The sequence below is a fragment of the Psychroserpens jangbogonensis genome (assembly GCF_000797465.1).
Taxonomy (GTDB): Bacteria; Bacteroidota; Bacteroidia; order Flavobacteriales; family Flavobacteriaceae; genus Psychroserpens; species Psychroserpens jangbogonensis.
In genome coordinates this window covers 131,882-150,301 of sequence record NZ_JSWG01000011.1, presented here as the reverse complement: position 1 = coordinate 150,301, position 18,420 = coordinate 131,882, and the positions used below count along the sequence as shown (strand labels likewise).

Genomic DNA, 18,420 nt, shown 5'->3' with positions numbered 1-18,420 from the left:
TAAGGATTATTTACTTTCCTTAGGAACCCTAAAGAGTAAAAATATTCCTACTAAGAAAAATACAAATAAAAACAAGATTGCATTCCTCATACTTCCTGTTATTTGATCTATGGTAGCAAAAATCACCATTCCAATTACAATACCAATTTTTTCAGCTACATCGTAGAAACTAAAATACGATGTTGTGTCTTCTGTATCTGGTAAGAATTTTGAATATGTAGATCTTGATAACGATTGTATTCCTCCCATTACTAATCCAACTAATGATGCTGCAATATAAAACTGAATTGGTGTTTGCATAAAATACGCATAGACGCACAAGGACATCCATATGAAGTTTATGACAATCAGTGTTTGTATGTTTCCAAATTTTGAAGAGGCTCTGGAAGTCAAAAAGGCACCAAGAACTGCTACCAACTGAATTACCAAAATGCTAACTATTAAACCTTGTGTTTTAGCATCAGAACTTCCCCAAGCTATTTCTTCTTCACCAAAATAAACTGCAACCAGCATTATTGTTTGTACAGCCATACTAAAAACGAAAAAAGCAACTAAATATCGCTTAAGTCTTAAGTTTTGCTTCAGTTGTAACCAAACAAGTTTTAATTCTTTTAAACCATTAAACACAACCGCTTTGGTAACTTTATGACCATTGGAAACTCCTTTAGGAAGAATATAAAATGTGTATTGACTAAAGACTATCCACCATAAACCAACTGTTACAAAAGAGTAACGCATCATTTGCATTTTCTCTGCTCCAGTTTCTTGGCTCATTACCATAAACAGGTTAAGTAATAAAAGAATTACGCTGCCTATATAACCCATGCTAAATCCTTTAGCGCTTATACTATCTTGCTGTTCAGGAAATGCTATATCAGGTAAATATGAATTATAAAACACTAAACTTCCCCAATACCCTATTAAACCCATAAAGTAAAACAAGAGACTTAAATGAATATTTTCAATACTAAACCAATACAATCCAATACATCCAGCTGCGCCAACATAACAAAAGAACTTCATGAAATTCTTTTTATTACCTACGTAATCTGCAATACCTGAAAGTATAGGTGAAGTCACAGAAACCACCAAAAATGTAAATGCAGTGACATAAGTAATTAATGCTGTGCTTTTAAAAATCATTCCAAAAGCTTCAACTGTTTTATCGGTTTGAGAGATAAATAAAGCCGAATAAAATATTGGAAATATTGAAGATGCAATGGTAAGTGTATATACCGAATTTGCCCAGTCAAAAAATGCCCAAGCATTTAGCAGTTTTTTACTGCCTCTTTGTAAGTGTTCCATAAAAAAAGCTGCTTTTAAGTAAGCAGCTTCTAAAATAAGATATTTTTTAAGAACTAAATATTAAAACTCTCCTAATGGTCTAAAAGACGTTACTCCAAACTTTTTAGCTTCTGCTTTAGATTTAGGAGCCCAACCTTGCAAATTGGAAATACGTGTATCGTTAGAAGGGTGTGTACTCAAAAATTCAGGTGGTGCTTGTCCTCCACTATTGGCTTTCATTCGTTTCCATAATTCTGCAGCTTCATCTGGGTTATAACCAGCAATTGCCATTAATGTTAATCCGAATTCATCAGATTGAGATTCGTGACTTCTACTAAAAGGGAGCATTCCTAACACATTTGAACCAATACCATACGATTGATTAAAAATACTTCTAGTTTGCTCATCTTGAATAGCTACATTTCCAGCAACGGCCAACCCTTGCTGAATATAAGCAGCACTCATTCGTTGTTGACCATGATTAGCAAGTGCATGAGCAACTTCATGTCCCATAATTGCTGCTACTCCTGTTTCATTTTGTGCTATAGGTAAGATTCCTGTGTAAAACACGATCTTTCCTCCTGGCATACACCAAGCATTTACCGTATTATCGTTAACTAAATTATATTCCCATTGGTAATCTTTTAAATACCCTTCATGTCCATTTGCATTTAACCAACGTTCAGCAGCTACCGCTATTCGTTGTCCAACGCGTTTAATCATTTCAGAATCAGAAGTACCATTAACGACTTTATTGTCAGTTAAAAACTTATCGTATTGCGCAAATGCAGAAGGAAATATTTGACTATTTGACACAAATGCCAATGTTTTTTTTCCTGTTAGCGGATTTGTAGCACAAGACAAGAACATTACTAAAGTTCCGAATGCTATTATCGTGTTTTTAAATTTCATTGTTAATGGTTTTAAGTATTATAAGCTAAATTTACAAAATTCGTTCCGTAATGTTTGACACATATTAATATAAAAAAGTCACATTTAATCTTGCTTTTATTTCCCAATGATATGAAGTTCAGAAAAATCTTTATCAATAACGATTTTAGAGAACTCATCAACTATTAACCTTTTTATATCAATAACTTCATTATCTACTTGAATCTCTTTAACTTCAAATGGCAGTCCATAGATTTTCAAATTGAAGGTTTTGTATTTTGTCGTGTACTTTCCTTCTTTATGTTGTTGAATAATCAATTCGTTTTCTTTTCCTCTTAACTTAAAAGTTCTTAAGCTAAAGCGACCTTTAGTATAATCGTAACCATCACCAGCATCATCAAATAATGTAGAAACTTCTTTTCCTTTTTTAAAATAAACATCTAAAGTTACCTCATCAATTTCAAGTTCATCAACATATTGCTGAATTGGGTATTTAGGAATAATAGCTCCTTCCTTTATAAAGATTGGCATGCTATCAATTTCGGCATCAACCCACAATTCTTTTCCACCTTTAACTCTTTCGTTAGTCCAGTAATTATACCAGTTTCCACGAGGAATATACATACGTCTTCCTCTTGCATTTTGTTCAATAATAGGACATACTAAAATACTTTCTCCGAAAACAAATTCATCGGTTCTATAGTGCGTTTGAAGATCTTCTTGATCATAAAGCACCAAAGACTTTAATATTGGCCTTCCTTGGTCTATATGATGCCAAAATGCTGTATATAAATAGGGCAATAACTGATAACGTAATTCAATAAATTTTCGAACTATATCTGTTACATCTTCATCAAAAGCCCAAGGTTCCTGATCTCCATGATCTCCTGAAGAATGTACTCTACAAAATGGGTGAAATACACCTAATTGAATCCATCGTGTAAACAATTCGCCTTGTGGTTGTCCTGCAAATCCTCCAATATCACTACCAGCAAAACTAAAACCTGACATTGCCATACGTTGCGCTTGCACATTTGCAATCCATAGATGTTCCCAAGTAGCCACATTATCACCTGTCCAAGTAGACGTGTAACGCTGAGTTCCTGAGTAAGCTGATCTTGTAATTACAAAAGGACGCTTAGGATAAGCATATTTCTTTAAACCTTGATAGGTAGCTCTTGCCATCTGCATGCCATACACATTATGCGCTTTTCTGTGACTACAGTAGTTGCCATCATAATTATGTCTTACGTCGTCAGGAAAGGTTTTATTAGGAACTTCCATAACTGCTGGCTCGTTCATATCATTCCAAACGCCTTTTACACCTATATCTTCAATTAATTCTTTAAACAAGCCTGACCACCATTCCCTTACTTCTGGATTTGTAAAATCTGGAAAATAACACTCTCCAGGCCATACTTTTCCTTTCATGTATGGACCATCTGCTCGTTTGCAGAAATAATCTTTTTCTAGAGCTTCTTTAAATACAGAATAGTCTTTATCTATTTTAATTCCTGGATCAATTATAGCAACGGTTTTAAATCCGTCATCTGCCAATTCTTTAACCATTCGCTTTGGATCAGGGAAGTAGTCTTTATTCCATGTAAAACATCTAAATCCATCCATATAATCTATGTCAAGATAAATAGCATCACATGGTATTTTTAATCTCCTGAAGGTAGATGTGATTTCTTTAACTTTACTTTCTGGATAATAACTCCATTTACATTGGTGATATCCCAATGCCCAAAGTGGTGGTAATTGATGTGGTTTTCCTGTAAGATCTGTATAACTCTCAATAACATCTTGCATTTTCGGACCATAAATGAAGTAGTAATTCATTTCTCCACCATCTGCCCAGAAGCTTGTTACATTACGTCTTTCTTGGGAAAAATCGAAATAACTTCTGAAGGTATTATCAAAGAAAACACCATATGCCTTTTTGTTATGCAATCCAGTGTAAAAAGGAATTGCTTTATAAATAGGATCTGTATCCTTTCCGTAGGCATAAGAATCTGTTACCCAATTTTGATATCGTTTACCTTTTAAATTTAAATGATTTGGCTTGTCTCCTAAACCATAATAGCTTTCACCATCATTTGATAATTTACTCATCTTAACAATGTTACCACCAAACTCATAGCTTTCTTCCCAATGAAAACCTGCTTCATCTTGATTAATCAACTCATTATCTTTTGCATCATAAAGTGATACGCGTAAATCATCCTTTGCAATATGACAAATCAGTTTTGAAGTCGTTACTATATAGTTATTCTCATCCTCCACAATTGTGAGATGATTATAACCTGTACTCGCATATTTTGTAATGGCATAAGAAAAATCGTTGCCAAATGTTCCTGTAGTCGAATATCTAAACCGCAATACACTATCTCTTAATACAGTTAGTTGCAAAACAACGTCATTATCTGTAGAAAAATATAAGGTATCTACATCTTTCTTAAATGCAATTATCTTAGAAGGAAATATGTTACCTTTTTGTTCTAATTCTGTATTTATAATCATGGTATGATTTTAAAATAATAAACGTAAAAAAACATAAAAAATGGCACGTAAAAAAGAATGCTACCTAGTAATTATAAGGATTTATTAACTACAACGATTTCGGGATTGTATTTTGATAAAACTAATAATTTTACTTACCGAAAACCGTAATATGATAATAGTTACTTTTTCATATATTTAAAAACTACAACACCAAGAGGTGGTATTTTAACATTTACAGAATGGTCTCTGAAATGCCAAGGCTCTTCTTTTGTTGCAATAGACTTATTAGTATAGTTACCACTTCCGTAATACTTCTTAAGATCGCTATTGAAAATTTCCTTTATTTTACCTGCTTTTGGCAAGCCTAATTTGAATTTTTCTTTGGGAATTGGTGTTAGATTACAAACAACGACTACAGTCTCTTTTTCATTTTTACCGTGTCTCATATAAACAAACGTAGAATTTTCAGCATCATTATAATCGATCCATTCAAAACCTTCTCCAGAAAATTGATTTTGATGCAGTGCAGGTTCTTTTCTATAAAGTGTGTTTAAACCTTTTATGAGTTCTTGAATCCCTTTATGAGGTTCATACTCTAATAGATGCCAGTCTAAGCTTTTTTCAAAGTTCCATTCAGAACTTTGAGCTAATTCAGCTCCTTGAAATAATAAGTTAGTTCCAGGATGCGTATACATGTAACTATACAATGCACGTAAATTTGCAAATTTTTGCCATTCATCTCCAGGCATACGACCTAAAATAGATTTTTTACCATATACGACTTCATCATGACTTAACGGCAACATAAAGTTCTCGGTAAATGCATAGGTCATACTGAATGTTAGGTCATTTTGGTGATGTTTTCTGTAGATTGGTTCTTTTGCAAAATACTGAAGCGTATCATGCATCCAACCCATCATCCATTTCATTCCAAAACCAAGTCCTCCCATGAACGTCGGCTTAGAAACCATTGGGAATGATGTAGACTCTTCAGCTATAGTTTGTACATCTGGAAAACTTGAATACACGGCTTCGTTCATGTCACGCATAAACGCAATAGCTTCTAAATTTTCTCTTCCGCCAAACATATTTGGTTCCCATTGACCATCTTCCCTAGAATAATCCAAAAATAACATAGAAGCAACGGCATCAACTCGCAAGCCATCTGCATGGTATTGGTCTAACCAAAAAATAGCGTTACTTATAAGAAACGACTTAACTTCATTGCGACCATAATTAAAGATTAAACTTTTCCAATCGTTATGATAGCCTTTTTTAGGATCTGGATGCTCGTATAAATGTGTTCCATCAAAAAAACCTAGTCCATGAGCATCTTCAGGAAAGTGAGAAGGCACCCAATCTAGAATAATTCCGATATCATTTTGGTGTAATTTATCTACAAGAAGTTTGAACTCTTCTGGATAACCAAAACGTGATGTTGGTGCAAAATAACCTGTTATTTGATAACCCCAACTTGGGTCGTAAGGAAACTCCATAATTGGCATTAACTCTACATGAGTAAAGTTCATTTCTTTCACATAGCTAACTAATTCTTCTGCCAATTCAACATATGATAAGAATCGATTTTCTTCAATTTGTCTTTTCCAAGAACCTAAATGGACTTCGTAGACTGAATAAGGCGCATCTAAAGCATTGTGATCTTTACGCTTTTTCATCCAATTTTCATCTTTCCAGCTATAAGGTTCATCCCAAACTATTGAAGCTGTTTTAGGAGGATGCTCACATCGCCTTGCATATGGATCTGCTTTCTCGGTTATTATATCACTATTATTACTATGGATTTTATATTTATAAGTAGTCCCTTTACCAGCACCTGGAATAAATCCTTCCCAGATACCACTGGTATCCCATCTTACGTTTAAAGAATGTGCTCCTTCAACCCAGTGGTTAAAACTTCCAATTACCGAAACGTCCTTAGCGCTAGGAGCCCAAACAGCAAAATAAGTGCCTTCTACTCCATCCAAGGTCATAATATGTGAACCAAATTTCTCATATAAGCGATAATGCTTACCCGATTTAAAAAGGTCAATATCAAATTCTAAGAATAGACTATGTGATATAACTTTAGGCATATAATATTTTAATTATTTGATTATAGTCCCTTTTATTATGGTTGCTCCTTTTTTAATTACAACAATTCCGTCCTTTATAAAATAATTATCAGTTTCAACATCTTTTAAATGTTTACCTCCTTCAATTTTAACATCATCTCCAATTCTACAATTCTTATCTATAATACAATTGTTTATGTGGCATCTGTCTCCAATACCTAAAAGGTTTTCTATTTTATTCTCTTCAATTCCTTTTAAAGATTCGTAAGAATCATTTCCCATCATATAGGTATTTAATACTGTTGAATTCTCGCCTATTCTTGAACGAATACCAATGACACTTCTTTCTATTTTATCTGCATGAATTATGCAGCCATCTGCAATTACAGATTTATTAACAATAGTTCCAGAAAACTTTGATGTAGGTAAAATTCTTGCTCTTGTATATACTCTGTTTTCATCATACAAATTAAATTTAGGAATATCTTCTGTTAAACCTAAATTTGCTTCAAAAAACGATTCAATCGTTCCTATATCTGTCCAATAGCCTTCATATTGATAGCTTAATGTCTTATGCTTATGTATGGATTGCGGTATGATTTCCTTACCAAAATCATTGGTATCTGGATTATCCATCAACTTTACTAATAAATCTCTATTAAAAATATAAATCCCCATTGAGGCTAGGTAATTTCTACCTTCTTTTTTCATTTCTTCGCTAACATCAGACGTCCATTCCGGTAATAATTCTGAAGCTGGTTTTTCTATAAAAGAAGTAATTATATTTTCGCTATCCGTTTTTAACAAGCCAAAACCTGTTGCTTCTTTAGCGTTTACTGGGTAAGTAGCAATAGAGATTTCTGCATTACTTTTTTTATGCTTTTCTATCATGTCCTCTAAGTCCATATTGTACAATTGATCTCCAGATAGTATTAAAGCATACTCAAAATCATTTTGCAAAAAGTGATGCATACTTTGTCTTACAGCATCAGCAGTTCCTTGAAACCATTCATCACTATGCATGGTTTGTTCTGCAGCTAAAACATCCACAAATGCACTACTAAAAAAACTAAAATGATATGTGTTTTTTATATGCTGATTTAATGAAGCAGAATTAAACTGAGTTAACACATACATTCTTTTGATATTAGAATTAATACAGTTAGATATAGGAATATCTACCAATCTATATTTTCCTGCAATTGGAACAGCTGGCTTAGATCTGTCTGCTGTAAGAGGATATAATCTAGATCCTTGACCACCACCTAGTATAATTGATAACACTTCATTATTAATCATATTTATTTAGTTTATTGATTTATATAAATTTATATAAGCTTTTGCGGAGACTTTCCAAGAATGGTCAATACCCATAATAAGCTTTCTATTTTTATTAAATACTTTTTGATTTTTATAAAACTTTGATGCCTTTTTTATTGCAGCAACAATTTCATCTACTGTAACAGATTCGTGACAAATCCCGAAGCCATCTTCATCAATATCAATTACTGTGTCTTTTAAACCACCAATCCTTCTAACGACTGGAACAGTGCCATATCGTAGTGAATACATTTGATTTAAACCACAAGGTTCTACTCGAGATGGCATCAATAAAAAGTCTGCTCCTGCATAAATTATATGTGATAACTTTTCATCATAACCAATATATGCATTATAAAATCCATTATGGTTAGATTTTAATTCTAATAATTTTGATTCAGTCTCCTTAAACCCAGATCCTAAAAGTAGAATAGAAATGTCATCACTTTCTAAAGTTTTTTCGAATACATCTGGTAAGAGTTCCGCTCCTTTTTCGCCAACTAATCGTCCAATAAAAGCAAATAATGGTTTGTCTTGGTCTAAATTAAACTCAGAACAAAGCCATTCTTTATTAGACTTTTTTCCTGATTCTATTGAGGTTACATCATAATTTTCAATAATAAATGTATCTGTCTCAGGATTCCAAACATCTGCATCAATCCCATTTAAAATACCAACAACTTTTAAACTCTCATGAGATAATAAGTCTTCTAACCCATTAGCTTCAATTTTCAATTCCTCCATATAACTTGGTGAAACCGTCGTAATTCGCCAAGCACATTTTATGGCAGCAGCCAGAGGATTAATTACACCATTCCAATCCAATAAACCTATGTTCTTAATATTAAATTCAGGAATTTTATATAAATGATCATGTGACATCCACCCTTGATATTGGGCATTATGAATGGTAGAAATTATTGGAATTTTGTTTAAAGATTCATACTTATAACTCTCTTGTGTCATAAACGGAATTAAACCTGTATGATGATCATGACAATGAATAAAATCTGGTTTGTCCTTTAGTGTTAAAATCCAATCTAAAGTAGCAATTTGAAATGCTAAAAAACGATCTGTATCATCTGCCGAATAGACATAATCTTTAAAAAGTAAAGCTTTGATATCAATAAAATAAATATCGAAATCTAATATAGATTCAGAAAGCTTTAAAACACTAAACTTTATCAGTTCATTTCCTAAGCTAATTTGAGAATCAAAAATTGTTGAAAAATCATACTTACTGGTAAATGCATTATTGTAGAAAGGCATAATAACACTACTATCAGCACCAATTAGATTTTGATATTTTGGCAATGCACCAACGACATCTGCTAAACCTCCAACTTTAGCTATGGGATAACATTCTGCGCTGACATGCATTATTCTCATTTCACAAAACTTTTGTATTAATTTATAAATTTACATAATTATATGTGAAAGACTATTAGCATTTACGCAATGTTGACGTAATAATAAAACTAAATCGATTTCGTAATGAATAATTTTTTTTTTCGACAAAAAAAAGATAAAATCAATTACATTTATAATATGAAAAAGATCCTATTACTACTTACCATTACTTTATTTTTTAGTTGCAATTCTTCAGCCCAAAAAAAAGAAACAAAAGAAAAAGAAGAATTCCAAGTATCAAAAACTGATATAGAATGGAAAAAAGAACTTACTGAACAGGAATACTACGTATTAAGACAAGCAGGTACTGAACGTCCTTTTTCAAGTCCATTGAATAAAGAATATAATGAAGGTACATTTCATTGTGCTGCTTGCGATACTCCATTATTTAAAAGTGAACACAAATTTGATTCTGGGACTGGTTGGCCAAGTTTTGATAGAGAAATAGAAGGCAATGTAGCTTTCGGATCCGACAACAACCTTGGCTATAGTAGAGACGAAGAACATTGTGCTACTTGTGGTGGTCATTTAGGACACGTTTTTAATGATGGCCCAAGAAATACAACCGGGAAACGTCATTGTATTAATGGAGTGGCTCTAAAGTTTGTACCTATAAAATAGAATATAATAACATTCATATTATAGCGATATAAAATCTAACTATGGGAAACTATAGTAGTTAAGATTTTGTATCGCTATTTTTATTCAGTTTAAAATAAGTATTATGGACCATTCATTTTTAACGAGTGTTATTAAACAGTTTGAATATTACAAATTACTTGGTGATAAGACCATAAATCAACTATCTATAGATGAACTTAAACAAGAATTTGTAGAGGATTCTAACTCTATTTCAATAATAGTAAAGCATATTGTAGGAAACATGTTAAGTCGATGGACTAATTTTTTAACAGAAGATGGCGAAAAAGAATGGCGACATCGCGATAGTGAGTTTCAAGATACCTTTAAAAACAAAGAGGAGCTCATTCATTATTGGGCTAAAGGTTGGAATTGTTTGTTTGATGCCATTAAACCGTTAACTCATGAAGATCTTGAGCGCATCATTTATATACGCAACCAAGGTCATACAGTTACTGAAGCTATAAATCGACAATTAACACACTACTCCTACCACATTGGTCAACTCGTTTTTTTAGGAAAACTCTTAAAAGGAAACGATTGGATTTCTTTGTCAATTCCTAAAGGAAATTCCAATACCTATAATCAGGAAAAATTTAGTAAAGAAAAAGGTCGTAGACATTTTACAGATGACCTTTAATATTACAATTTGGTTTTGTAACTTCGTATCCTTAAAAATTAGACAAAAATAGACTCATGAGTAAATATGATGTAATAGTACTTGGAAGTGGTCCTGGAGGCTACGTAACAGCAATTAGAGCTTCTCAATTAGGCTTAAAGACTGCTATTGTAGAAAAAGAAAGCTTAGGTGGTGTTTGCCTAAATTGGGGTTGTATTCCAACAAAAGCTTTATTAAAATCTGCTCAAGTTTTTGAATATTTAAAGCACGCTGAAGATTACGGACTTAAAGTTAAGGATGCTGAACATGATTTTGATGCCGTTGTAAAACGTAGTCGAAATGTTGCAGATGGCATGAGTAAGGGTGTTCAGTTTTTAATGAAAAAGAATAAAATTGATGTTATAAAAGGTTTCGGAACACTTAAAACTGGTAAAAAAGTTGAAGTTGACGGAACAGTTTATAGCGCAGACCATATTATTATTGCAACTGGAGCAAGAAGTCGCGAATTACCTAGTTTACCTCAAGATGGTAAAAAAGTAATTGGCTACAGAGAAGCTATGACCTTACCAAGTCAACCAAAGAAGATGATTGTTGTAGGATCAGGAGCAATTGGTGTAGAGTTCGCTTATTTCTACAACTCTATGGGAACTGAAGTAACAATTGTTGAATACTTACCTAGAATTGTTCCTGTTGAAGATGAAGATGTTTCTAAACAATTAGAACGTTCATTTAAGAAAAGTGGAATTAAAATCATGACCTCTTCTGAAGTTACCAAAGTAGATACTTCAGGAAAAGGTGTAAAAGCAACTGTAAAGACTAAAAAAGGAGAAGAAATTCTTGAAGCTGATTTAGTTTTATCTGCTGTTGGTATTAAATCAAATATCGAGAATATAGGATTAGAAAATGTTGGTATTGCTGTTGACAGAGATAAAATTTTAGTCAACGATTATTACCAAACAAATATTCCTGGATATTACGCTATTGGAGATGTTACTCCTGGACAAGCTTTAGCTCATGTAGCTTCAGCCGAAGGTATTCTATGTGTAGAAAAGATTGCTGGACAACACGTTGAAGCATTAGACTACGGAAATATTCCTGGTTGTACGTATTGCTCTCCTGAAATTGCTAGCGTAGGTTTAACTGAAAAGCAAGCTAAAGATCAAGGTATTGATATCAAAGTTGGTAAATTCCCTTTCTCTGCTTCAGGTAAAGCAAGTGCTAGTGGAAACAAAGATGGATTTGTAAAAGTGATTTTTGATGCAAAATATGGAGAGTGGCTAGGATGTCATATGGTTGGCGCAGGAGTTACTGATATGATTGCTGAAGCTGTTTTAGGTAGAAAGTTAGAAACTACTGGTCATGAAGTATTAAAAACTGTTCATCCTCACCCAACAATGAGTGAAGCTGTTATGGAAGCTGTTGCAGATGCTTACGATGAAGTCATTCATTTATAGACTCTAAGTTTAAAATACGAGAAGACGATTCAGAAATGGGTCGTCTTTTTTTTATATCCTTAAGCCAATTCCTATAAACAAACCATTAGTTGCTATTTCTTCAAAGCCAATGGTATATTTTGTGTGAAAATCTATGGAAGGTGTAATATTATAAGCCGCACAAATGTCTGCTCTCACTTTAAATTTATTAGAGAAGAAATCAAAAAAGTAATTAAGACTTGGGCCAACCATAAGATCAAAATTACTTGCGACTTCATAATTGATATAAATAGGAGCATTTATAAACTTAAAGTCATTAAGACCAATATATAACACTTCTGGTTGGATAGAAAAAGACTCATCAATTATAAAATCAACAAATACTCCTCCGTAGTAACCGGTTTCAGTTTCGGTGTTTGTTCCAAAATTTGCAACTTCAACTTTAAAAAAGGTAAGGTTTAGACCTCCTTTAATTCCAAAACTAACATCTGACTGAGCGTAACAAGAAAAACTCAATACAATACAAACTAAAGCTTTAAATAAAGTGTGTTTCATTGATGATAATTTAAATTAGAAGAAAACAGCTACATCATTTTATAAAATCAATTTAAGAAGCTCTGAATGGCTAATTCATAACTCAGTAAACCAAAACCTAAAATAACACCTTTAGCATTTGGAGAGATATAAGACTTATGTCTAAACTCTTCTCTAGAAAAAGTATTAGAAATATGAACTTCAATAACTGGAGTTTCAATTGCCTTTATGGCATCTCCAATACCAATAGACGTATGTGTATAAGCAGCTGCGTTTAAAATAATTCCATCGTAGCTAAAACCAACCTCTTGAATCTTATCTATCAATTCTCCTTCAATATTAGATTGATAATGTTCTAGTTCTATTTTAGGATATTTATTACTTATTGACTTGAAGAATTCGGTAAACGACAAATCACCATAAATATTAGTTTCCCGCTTACCTAATAAATTAATGTTAGGTCCATTGATTATAATTAACTTCTTCATAGAGTAAAGATATTAAAATTTAGGCATAAAAAAAGGGTAGCAAAATGCTACCCTTTTTTTAATCTATAAGTATCTACTACATTAATTTGTAGCTAACTCCTAAAAGAACAGAACTAAAGTTTGTTCCATCTTGGCTAACACCAGTATAAGAAAGAGTAGCTTGTAAATCTTCAGTAAAATTGTATCCAACCATTGGTCTGTAATACAATCCTGAATCAGCACCATCTGTCATAACAATAGCATAACCTAAATCAAGTCCTAATATAAAAGCTTCAGAAAGACTATAACGTCCTGCAGCAGCTAATGGGATGTAATCAAAGCTGTCAATTTCTACTGTAACACCAGGAATAGTAACACCTCCAAAAGTAATACTAGGAGAAGTGATATCATCACCAGATGAAGTACTATAACCTGTAGCAGCACCTACTTGAAAATCTTCAGATACTTCCAAGAAAAGGTAAGTAACGTCTAATCCAAAAGTGAATGTGTAAAAATCTCCAGCATCTCCTATTGGAACACCACCATTTAAACCAGCTCTTAATTCTTGAGCGTTTACGTTTGACAAACTAAATACTGCAACAGCAGCTAATAACATTAATTTTTTCATAATTTATAAGTTTTTAAAATTGATTAGTACAAACTAAATACTTTTTTTTGAATTAATAAACAATATTTATGGACTTATTAACAATTTTGTAAACACCCTATTTCAAGTTGCTTATTTACAGTCTTTTACAAGATAGTTTATTAACAAAATAAATAAAAAATACGACAAATGACGTATTAAAAGAGCCTTAAAACGCCTATTTTTACCATTGTATAACATGAATTATAGAGAAAAAACACTATGAAATGGCAAAACGCAATTAAAGATTACAAACATTACCTTAAAATAGAACGTGGTTTATCAAATAATTCTATTGAAAGTTATGTTCGTGATGTTCAAAAACTTATGTTGTATTTAGAACAACATGACATGACTATTTCTCCAATTAAAATAGATAAAAATGTTATACAATCTTTTGTGTATGAAGTCTCTAAAAGTATTAATGCAAGATCACAGTCGCGAGTAATATCTGGATTGCGAAGTTTCTTTTCGTATTTAGTTTTTGAAGATTACAGAAAGACTAACCCTTTAGATCATATTGAATCGCCAAAAACAGGAAGAAAACTTCCAGACACACTAAGTATTGAAGAGATTGATGCACTCATTGGAGCCATAGATTTATCAAAAAGTTACAATAACATATATATAGGAGAACGCAATAGAGCTATTTTAGAAACCTTATATAGTTGTGGACTTCGGGTAAGTGAACTTATAAATTTAAAAATATCTGATCTTTTCTTTGAGGAAGGCTTTATTAAAGTTACAGGTAAAGGAGACAAACAACGATTTGTTCCTATTGGATTGAATACTCAAAACTATATCAATATCTGGAAACAAGAGCGAACAAAAATTGATATAAACCAAGAAGACAAAGACACTTTGTTTTTAAATCATAGAGGTGCGCAATTAACCAGAGCCATGATTTTTACTATAATAAAGAATTTAGCTAAAGCAATTAACCTTAATAAGGTTATTTCACCACATACTTTTAGACATTCATTTGCAACTCATTTACTTGAAAATGGGGCCGACTTAAGAGCTATTCAGCTTATGCTCGGACATGAAAGTATTACAACTACTGAAATATACATGCATGTTGATAGATCTCACCTAAAAGAAATCTTGTTACAACATCATCCGCGCAAATAATTTTTTATCAGATTTAAGTGACAATTTTCTTTTTATTGTGTCTTAATAAAAAAGGGAATCAATGAAAAGGTTAGTCAATAAGTTATCTTATACAAAAACAAAAAAACAAGACACATCATTAGAGAACAACAAGCATTTAGACGAACTAAAATGGAAATTTGCTTTAGAGAATTCTAATGTTGGCCTTTGGGATTGGAATGCCTCTACTAACGAAGTCTTTTATTCAAAAAAATCAAAACAACTTATTGGTTATAAAGATTCAGAAATTAAAAACTCTGAAATACAATGGGATAAACGTATTCACCCTGAAGATAGAGATGCTTATTTCAAAGATTTCAAAGCACATTTAAATGGAGGTTTAGAACATTATAAAAATGAACATCGTATTCGTTGCAAAGACGGAACCTATAAATGGATCTTAGATCGCGGGAAAGTCGTTGTTAGAGATGATTACAATAAACCACTAAGAATTATTGGAACGCATGCCGATATTACTCAAAGAAAGAAGACTGAAGAATTACTCAATAAGAATCTTGAACTCATAACAAATCAAAATAAGCGTCTTCATAATTTCACACATATCGTATCTCACAACCTAAAAACACATATTGGAAATTTCAAAAACATATTAGAGTTCTACGAAGATGCTACCTCAGAAAATGAAAAAGAAGAATTAGTTAATCATTTGAAAACTATTTCAGATGCATTAACAAGCACAATAGTTGATTTAAATGACATTATAAGCATAAAATCTAAAACCAACATAAATCAAATCAATGAACAAATAAATATTCATTCTTGTGCCAATAAAATTATAAAAAGTCTTGAATTAGAAAGTCAACAAAAAGGAATAAGTATCCATAATGCTATTAGAGAAGCTGATCTCCTAAAAACAAATGTATCTTATTTTGAAAGCATACTTCACAATCTTATATCAAATGGCATAAAATATAGTCATCCAGATAGAAAGTCTAAAATTATACTTCAAACCTTGCATACTAATAAGGATATTAAAATATTGATTTCTGATAATGGTATTGGAATCGATCTTGAAAAATATAAAGATCAATTATTTGAAATATACCAAACATTTCACGGGACTAATAGAGAAGATTCTAGGGGAATTGGTTTATACATTACTAAAACGCAAGTAGAAGCTTTAGATGGACAAATCGAATTGACCAGTAAACTCAATGAAGGCTCTACATTCACACTAACTTTTAAAAAACAAAAAGCATTCTAAAATAGAATGCTTTTTTAATATATTATTTCGAGATACTTATTTAGCGATGTTAACTGCTCTAGTCTCTCTAATTACTGTAACTTTTACTTGTCCAGGATATGTCATATCTGTTTGAATTTTTTGAGAAATCTCAAACGACAATTTAGCCGCTTGATCGTCTGATACTTTTTCGCTTTCTACCATTACACGCAATTCTCTACCTGCTTGAATTGCATACGCTTTATTCACTCCTGTAAATCCAAAAGCTACATCTTCTAAATCTTTTAAACGCTGAATATACGAATCTAGTACTTGTCGTCTTGCTCCTGGTCTTGCTCCTGAAATTGCATCACAAACTTGAACGATTGGAGACAACAATGTAGTCATTTCTATTTCGTCGTGGTGAGCACCTATTGCATTACAAACTTCTGGTTTTTCGCCATGTTTCTCGGCCCATTGCATTCCTAAAATAGCATGAGGAGTTTCCATGTCTGCTTCAGAAGATGGTACTTTACCTATATCATGAAGTAAACCAGCACGTTTAGCTAGTTTAGAATTCAATCCTAATTCTGCAGCCATCACACCACACAATTTAGCAACTTCACGTGAATGTTGTAGTAAGTTTTGACCATAAGACGAACGATACTTCATTCGACCTACTAATTTTATAAGTTCTGGATGTAATCCATGGATTCCTAAGTCAATAACAGTACGCTTACCTACTTCAATAATCTCTTGTTCGATTTGCTTCTCTGTCTTTTTAACAATTTCTTCAATTCGAGCTGGATGTATTCTTCCGTCTGTAACTAATTTATGTAAAGACAAACGAGCAATCTCTCTTCGAACTGAATCAAAGCAAGATAAAATAATTGCTTCAGGTGTATCATCTACAATGATCTCTACTCCTGTAGCAGCTTCAATAGCTCTAATGTTTCGACCTTCTCTTCCAATTATTCTACCCTTAACATCATCAGATTCAATATTAAAAACAGAAACACAATTATCAATTGCTTCTTCAGTTCCGATACGTTGTATAGAATTAATTATAATTTTCTTAGCTTCTTGTTGCGCTGTAAGTTTAGCTTCCTCAAGAGTATCTTGCAAATAGCTCATCGCATCAGTTTTTGCCTCATTCTTGAGTGACTCTACTAACTGGAATTTAGCATCTTCTGCAGATAAACTAGAAATCACTTCTAATTGTTTAATCTGACTCTTATGAGCTTTTTCAACCTCATCTTTTTTCTTTTCTAAAAACTCAAGTCTAAAATCGTAATCTTTGATTTTATCTTCAAGACTTTGGCCAGATTTTTTAGCTTTCGCCAATTCGCTAGAAGTTTGAGACTCTTTATCTCTTGTACGTTTTTCAGCTTCAGCCATTTTTTTATCACGAGAAAGAATTACTTTTTCATGTTCTGACTTAAGCTCAATAAATTTTTCTTTAGCCTGGAGCATTTTATCCTTTTTAACAGATTCTCCATCACTCTTAGCTTGTTTTAATATTGATTTAGCGTCGTTCTCTGCATCTTTAATAAGCTTTGAAGCCTTACTCTTTTCAAGAGATTTTGCAATAATATATCCTAGTATTATTCCTAATACTACACCTCCAACAATCATTAAAATTGTGTTCGTATCCATGTCATAGTTAGTTTAAAATGTTTTTGATATCATCAAAACTTCTCAATTATTATTGAGAAGAACTCACTTCAATATTATTTGAGTTGAGTTAAAAAAAAAGCCTACATCAGTTTCAGATTTTGTATAAACTCCTTAAAAACAAGTTTAGGGCTAACAAACTGATCAAAAATCTGCCTAAACAACGAAACAAGTTCGGTGCTAGCAGCTCGATTTTACAGTTTAAACTCACCCTTTTTAAAGAATTAACGTTGAGTTTATCAAAAATAAAATAACTAATGTAGGCAGTAACCTAATGTTGTATTTAAAAGAACGTTAAGCGCTTAAATGATCCTGTAATAATTGATTTAAAGTATTTAACTTTGTTTCAACTTCTTCACTCACTTCGGCTTTATCTATTGTCTTCTGTTCAACTTGAGACGCAAACTGTAAAGCACACATTGCTAATACATCTTGTTTATCTCGAACAGAATAATTTTGTTCAAACTGGCTTATCATGGCTTCAATCTTTTTTGCTGCCTTACGTAACCCTTCCTCTTGACTAGGTGCAATAGTTAAAGGATACACTCGGTTTGCTATAGATAGCTTTATTTTAAGCTGTTCTGCCATTAAATC

At 32.3% G+C, this 18,420-nt stretch carries 16 protein-coding genes and 1 other RNA gene; 5 read left to right on the top strand and 12 right to left on the bottom strand.

What is annotated here, in order from left to right:
• Positions 1-6: 6 nt before the first annotated feature.
• The 6 genes from RH81_RS11935 to RH81_RS11910 all read right to left on the bottom strand — a co-directional run bounded on the left by RH81_RS11935 (position 7) and on the right by RH81_RS11910 (position 9,461).
• Positions 7-1,305 (bottom strand): MFS transporter, encoded by a 1,299-nt coding sequence (locus RH81_RS11935; RefSeq protein WP_033960588.1) that lies wholly within the window; start codon positions 1,303-1,305, stop codon positions 7-9.
• A 60-nt stretch (positions 1,306-1,365) separates the two neighbouring features.
• On the bottom strand, positions 1,366-2,196 hold the full coding sequence (locus tag RH81_RS11930; protein ID WP_052172546.1) for a M48 family metallopeptidase: 831 nt from the start codon (positions 2,194-2,196) through the stop codon (positions 1,366-1,368).
• A gap of 96 nt (positions 2,197-2,292) precedes the next feature.
• Positions 2,293-4,698 (bottom strand): glycoside hydrolase family 31 protein, encoded by a 2,406-nt coding sequence (locus tag RH81_RS11925; protein WP_033960586.1) that lies wholly within the window; start codon positions 4,696-4,698, stop codon positions 2,293-2,295.
• Positions 4,699-4,859: 161 nt separating this feature from the next.
• Positions 4,860-6,773: a 1,4-alpha-glucan branching protein GlgB gene (gene glgB, locus RH81_RS11920; RefSeq protein ID WP_033960582.1), complete on the bottom strand. Its 1,914-nt coding sequence runs from the start codon at positions 6,771-6,773 to the stop codon at positions 4,860-4,862.
• A 12-nt stretch (positions 6,774-6,785) separates the two neighbouring features.
• Entirely contained in the window at positions 6,786-8,051 is a 1,266-nt protein-coding gene (locus RH81_RS11915) for a glucose-1-phosphate adenylyltransferase (RefSeq protein WP_033960575.1), read from the bottom strand.
• Positions 8,052-8,057: 6 nt separating this feature from the next.
• Positions 8,058-9,461, bottom strand: a complete 1,404-nt coding sequence (locus tag RH81_RS11910; RefSeq protein WP_033960574.1) for a glycogen synthase — start codon at positions 9,459-9,461, stop codon at positions 8,058-8,060.
• A gap of 159 nt (positions 9,462-9,620) precedes the next feature.
• On the opposite strand from RH81_RS11910, the gene msrB reads away from it, so the two are divergent.
• The 3 genes from msrB to lpdA all read left to right on the top strand — a co-directional run bounded on the left by msrB (position 9,621) and on the right by lpdA (position 12,194).
• Positions 9,621-10,103, top strand: coding sequence for a peptide-methionine (R)-S-oxide reductase MsrB (msrB, locus tag RH81_RS11905; RefSeq protein ID WP_033960651.1), 483 nt, complete (start codon positions 9,621-9,623; stop codon positions 10,101-10,103).
• Positions 10,104-10,206: 103 nt separating this feature from the next.
• Positions 10,207-10,761, top strand: coding sequence for a DUF1572 family protein (locus tag RH81_RS11900; protein ID WP_033960573.1), 555 nt, complete (start codon positions 10,207-10,209; stop codon positions 10,759-10,761).
• A 56-nt stretch (positions 10,762-10,817) separates the two neighbouring features.
• Entirely contained in the window at positions 10,818-12,194 is a 1,377-nt protein-coding gene (lpdA, locus tag RH81_RS11895) for a dihydrolipoyl dehydrogenase (protein ID WP_033960572.1), read from the top strand.
• A 51-nt stretch (positions 12,195-12,245) separates the two neighbouring features.
• On the opposite strand, the gene RH81_RS11890 is transcribed toward lpdA, so the two are convergent.
• The 3 genes from RH81_RS11890 to RH81_RS11880 form a co-directional block, all read right to left on the bottom strand.
• Entirely contained in the window at positions 12,246-12,728 is a 483-nt protein-coding gene (locus RH81_RS11890) for a porin family protein (RefSeq protein ID WP_033960571.1), read from the bottom strand.
• A 47-nt stretch (positions 12,729-12,775) separates the two neighbouring features.
• Positions 12,776-13,195: a type II 3-dehydroquinate dehydratase gene (gene aroQ, locus RH81_RS11885; RefSeq protein ID WP_033960569.1), complete on the bottom strand. Its 420-nt coding sequence runs from the start codon at positions 13,193-13,195 to the stop codon at positions 12,776-12,778.
• Between the two features lie 76 nt (positions 13,196-13,271).
• Positions 13,272-13,802 carry an outer membrane beta-barrel protein gene (locus tag RH81_RS11880; protein WP_033960567.1) on the bottom strand — a complete coding sequence of 177 codons (531 nt, stop codon included), beginning with the start codon at positions 13,800-13,802 and terminating at the stop codon, positions 13,272-13,274.
• Positions 13,803-14,042: 240 nt separating this feature from the next.
• Here RH81_RS11880 and xerD point away from each other — a divergent pair, with 240 nt between their 5' ends.
• Together xerD and RH81_RS11870 are read left to right on the top strand one after the other, a co-directional pair.
• The gene (gene xerD / locus RH81_RS11875; protein ID WP_033960566.1) at positions 14,043-14,951 is read left to right on the top strand and encodes a site-specific tyrosine recombinase XerD; all 909 of its coding nucleotides are present in this window, start codon (positions 14,043-14,045) and stop codon (positions 14,949-14,951) included.
• Positions 14,952-15,012: 61 nt separating this feature from the next.
• Positions 15,013-16,194 (top strand): sensor histidine kinase, encoded by a 1,182-nt coding sequence (locus RH81_RS11870; RefSeq protein WP_052172545.1) that lies wholly within the window; start codon positions 15,013-15,015, stop codon positions 16,192-16,194.
• Between the two features lie 36 nt (positions 16,195-16,230).
• Here the strand turns inward: RH81_RS11870 and rny are convergent, their stop codons facing one another.
• From rny to RH81_RS11860, 3 genes are all read right to left on the bottom strand, one after another.
• Positions 16,231-17,808 (bottom strand): ribonuclease Y, encoded by a 1,578-nt coding sequence (gene rny / locus RH81_RS11865; RefSeq protein ID WP_033960565.1) that lies wholly within the window; start codon positions 17,806-17,808, stop codon positions 16,231-16,233.
• A 125-nt stretch (positions 17,809-17,933) separates the two neighbouring features.
• Positions 17,934-18,062, bottom strand: a non-coding RNA gene (ssrS, locus tag RH81_RS16790) — 6S RNA.
• Between the two features lie 58 nt (positions 18,063-18,120).
• Positions 18,121-18,414, bottom strand: a complete 294-nt coding sequence (locus tag RH81_RS11860; protein WP_033960564.1) for a cell division protein ZapA — start codon at positions 18,412-18,414, stop codon at positions 18,121-18,123.
• Between the last annotated feature and the right edge of the window lie 6 nt (positions 18,415-18,420).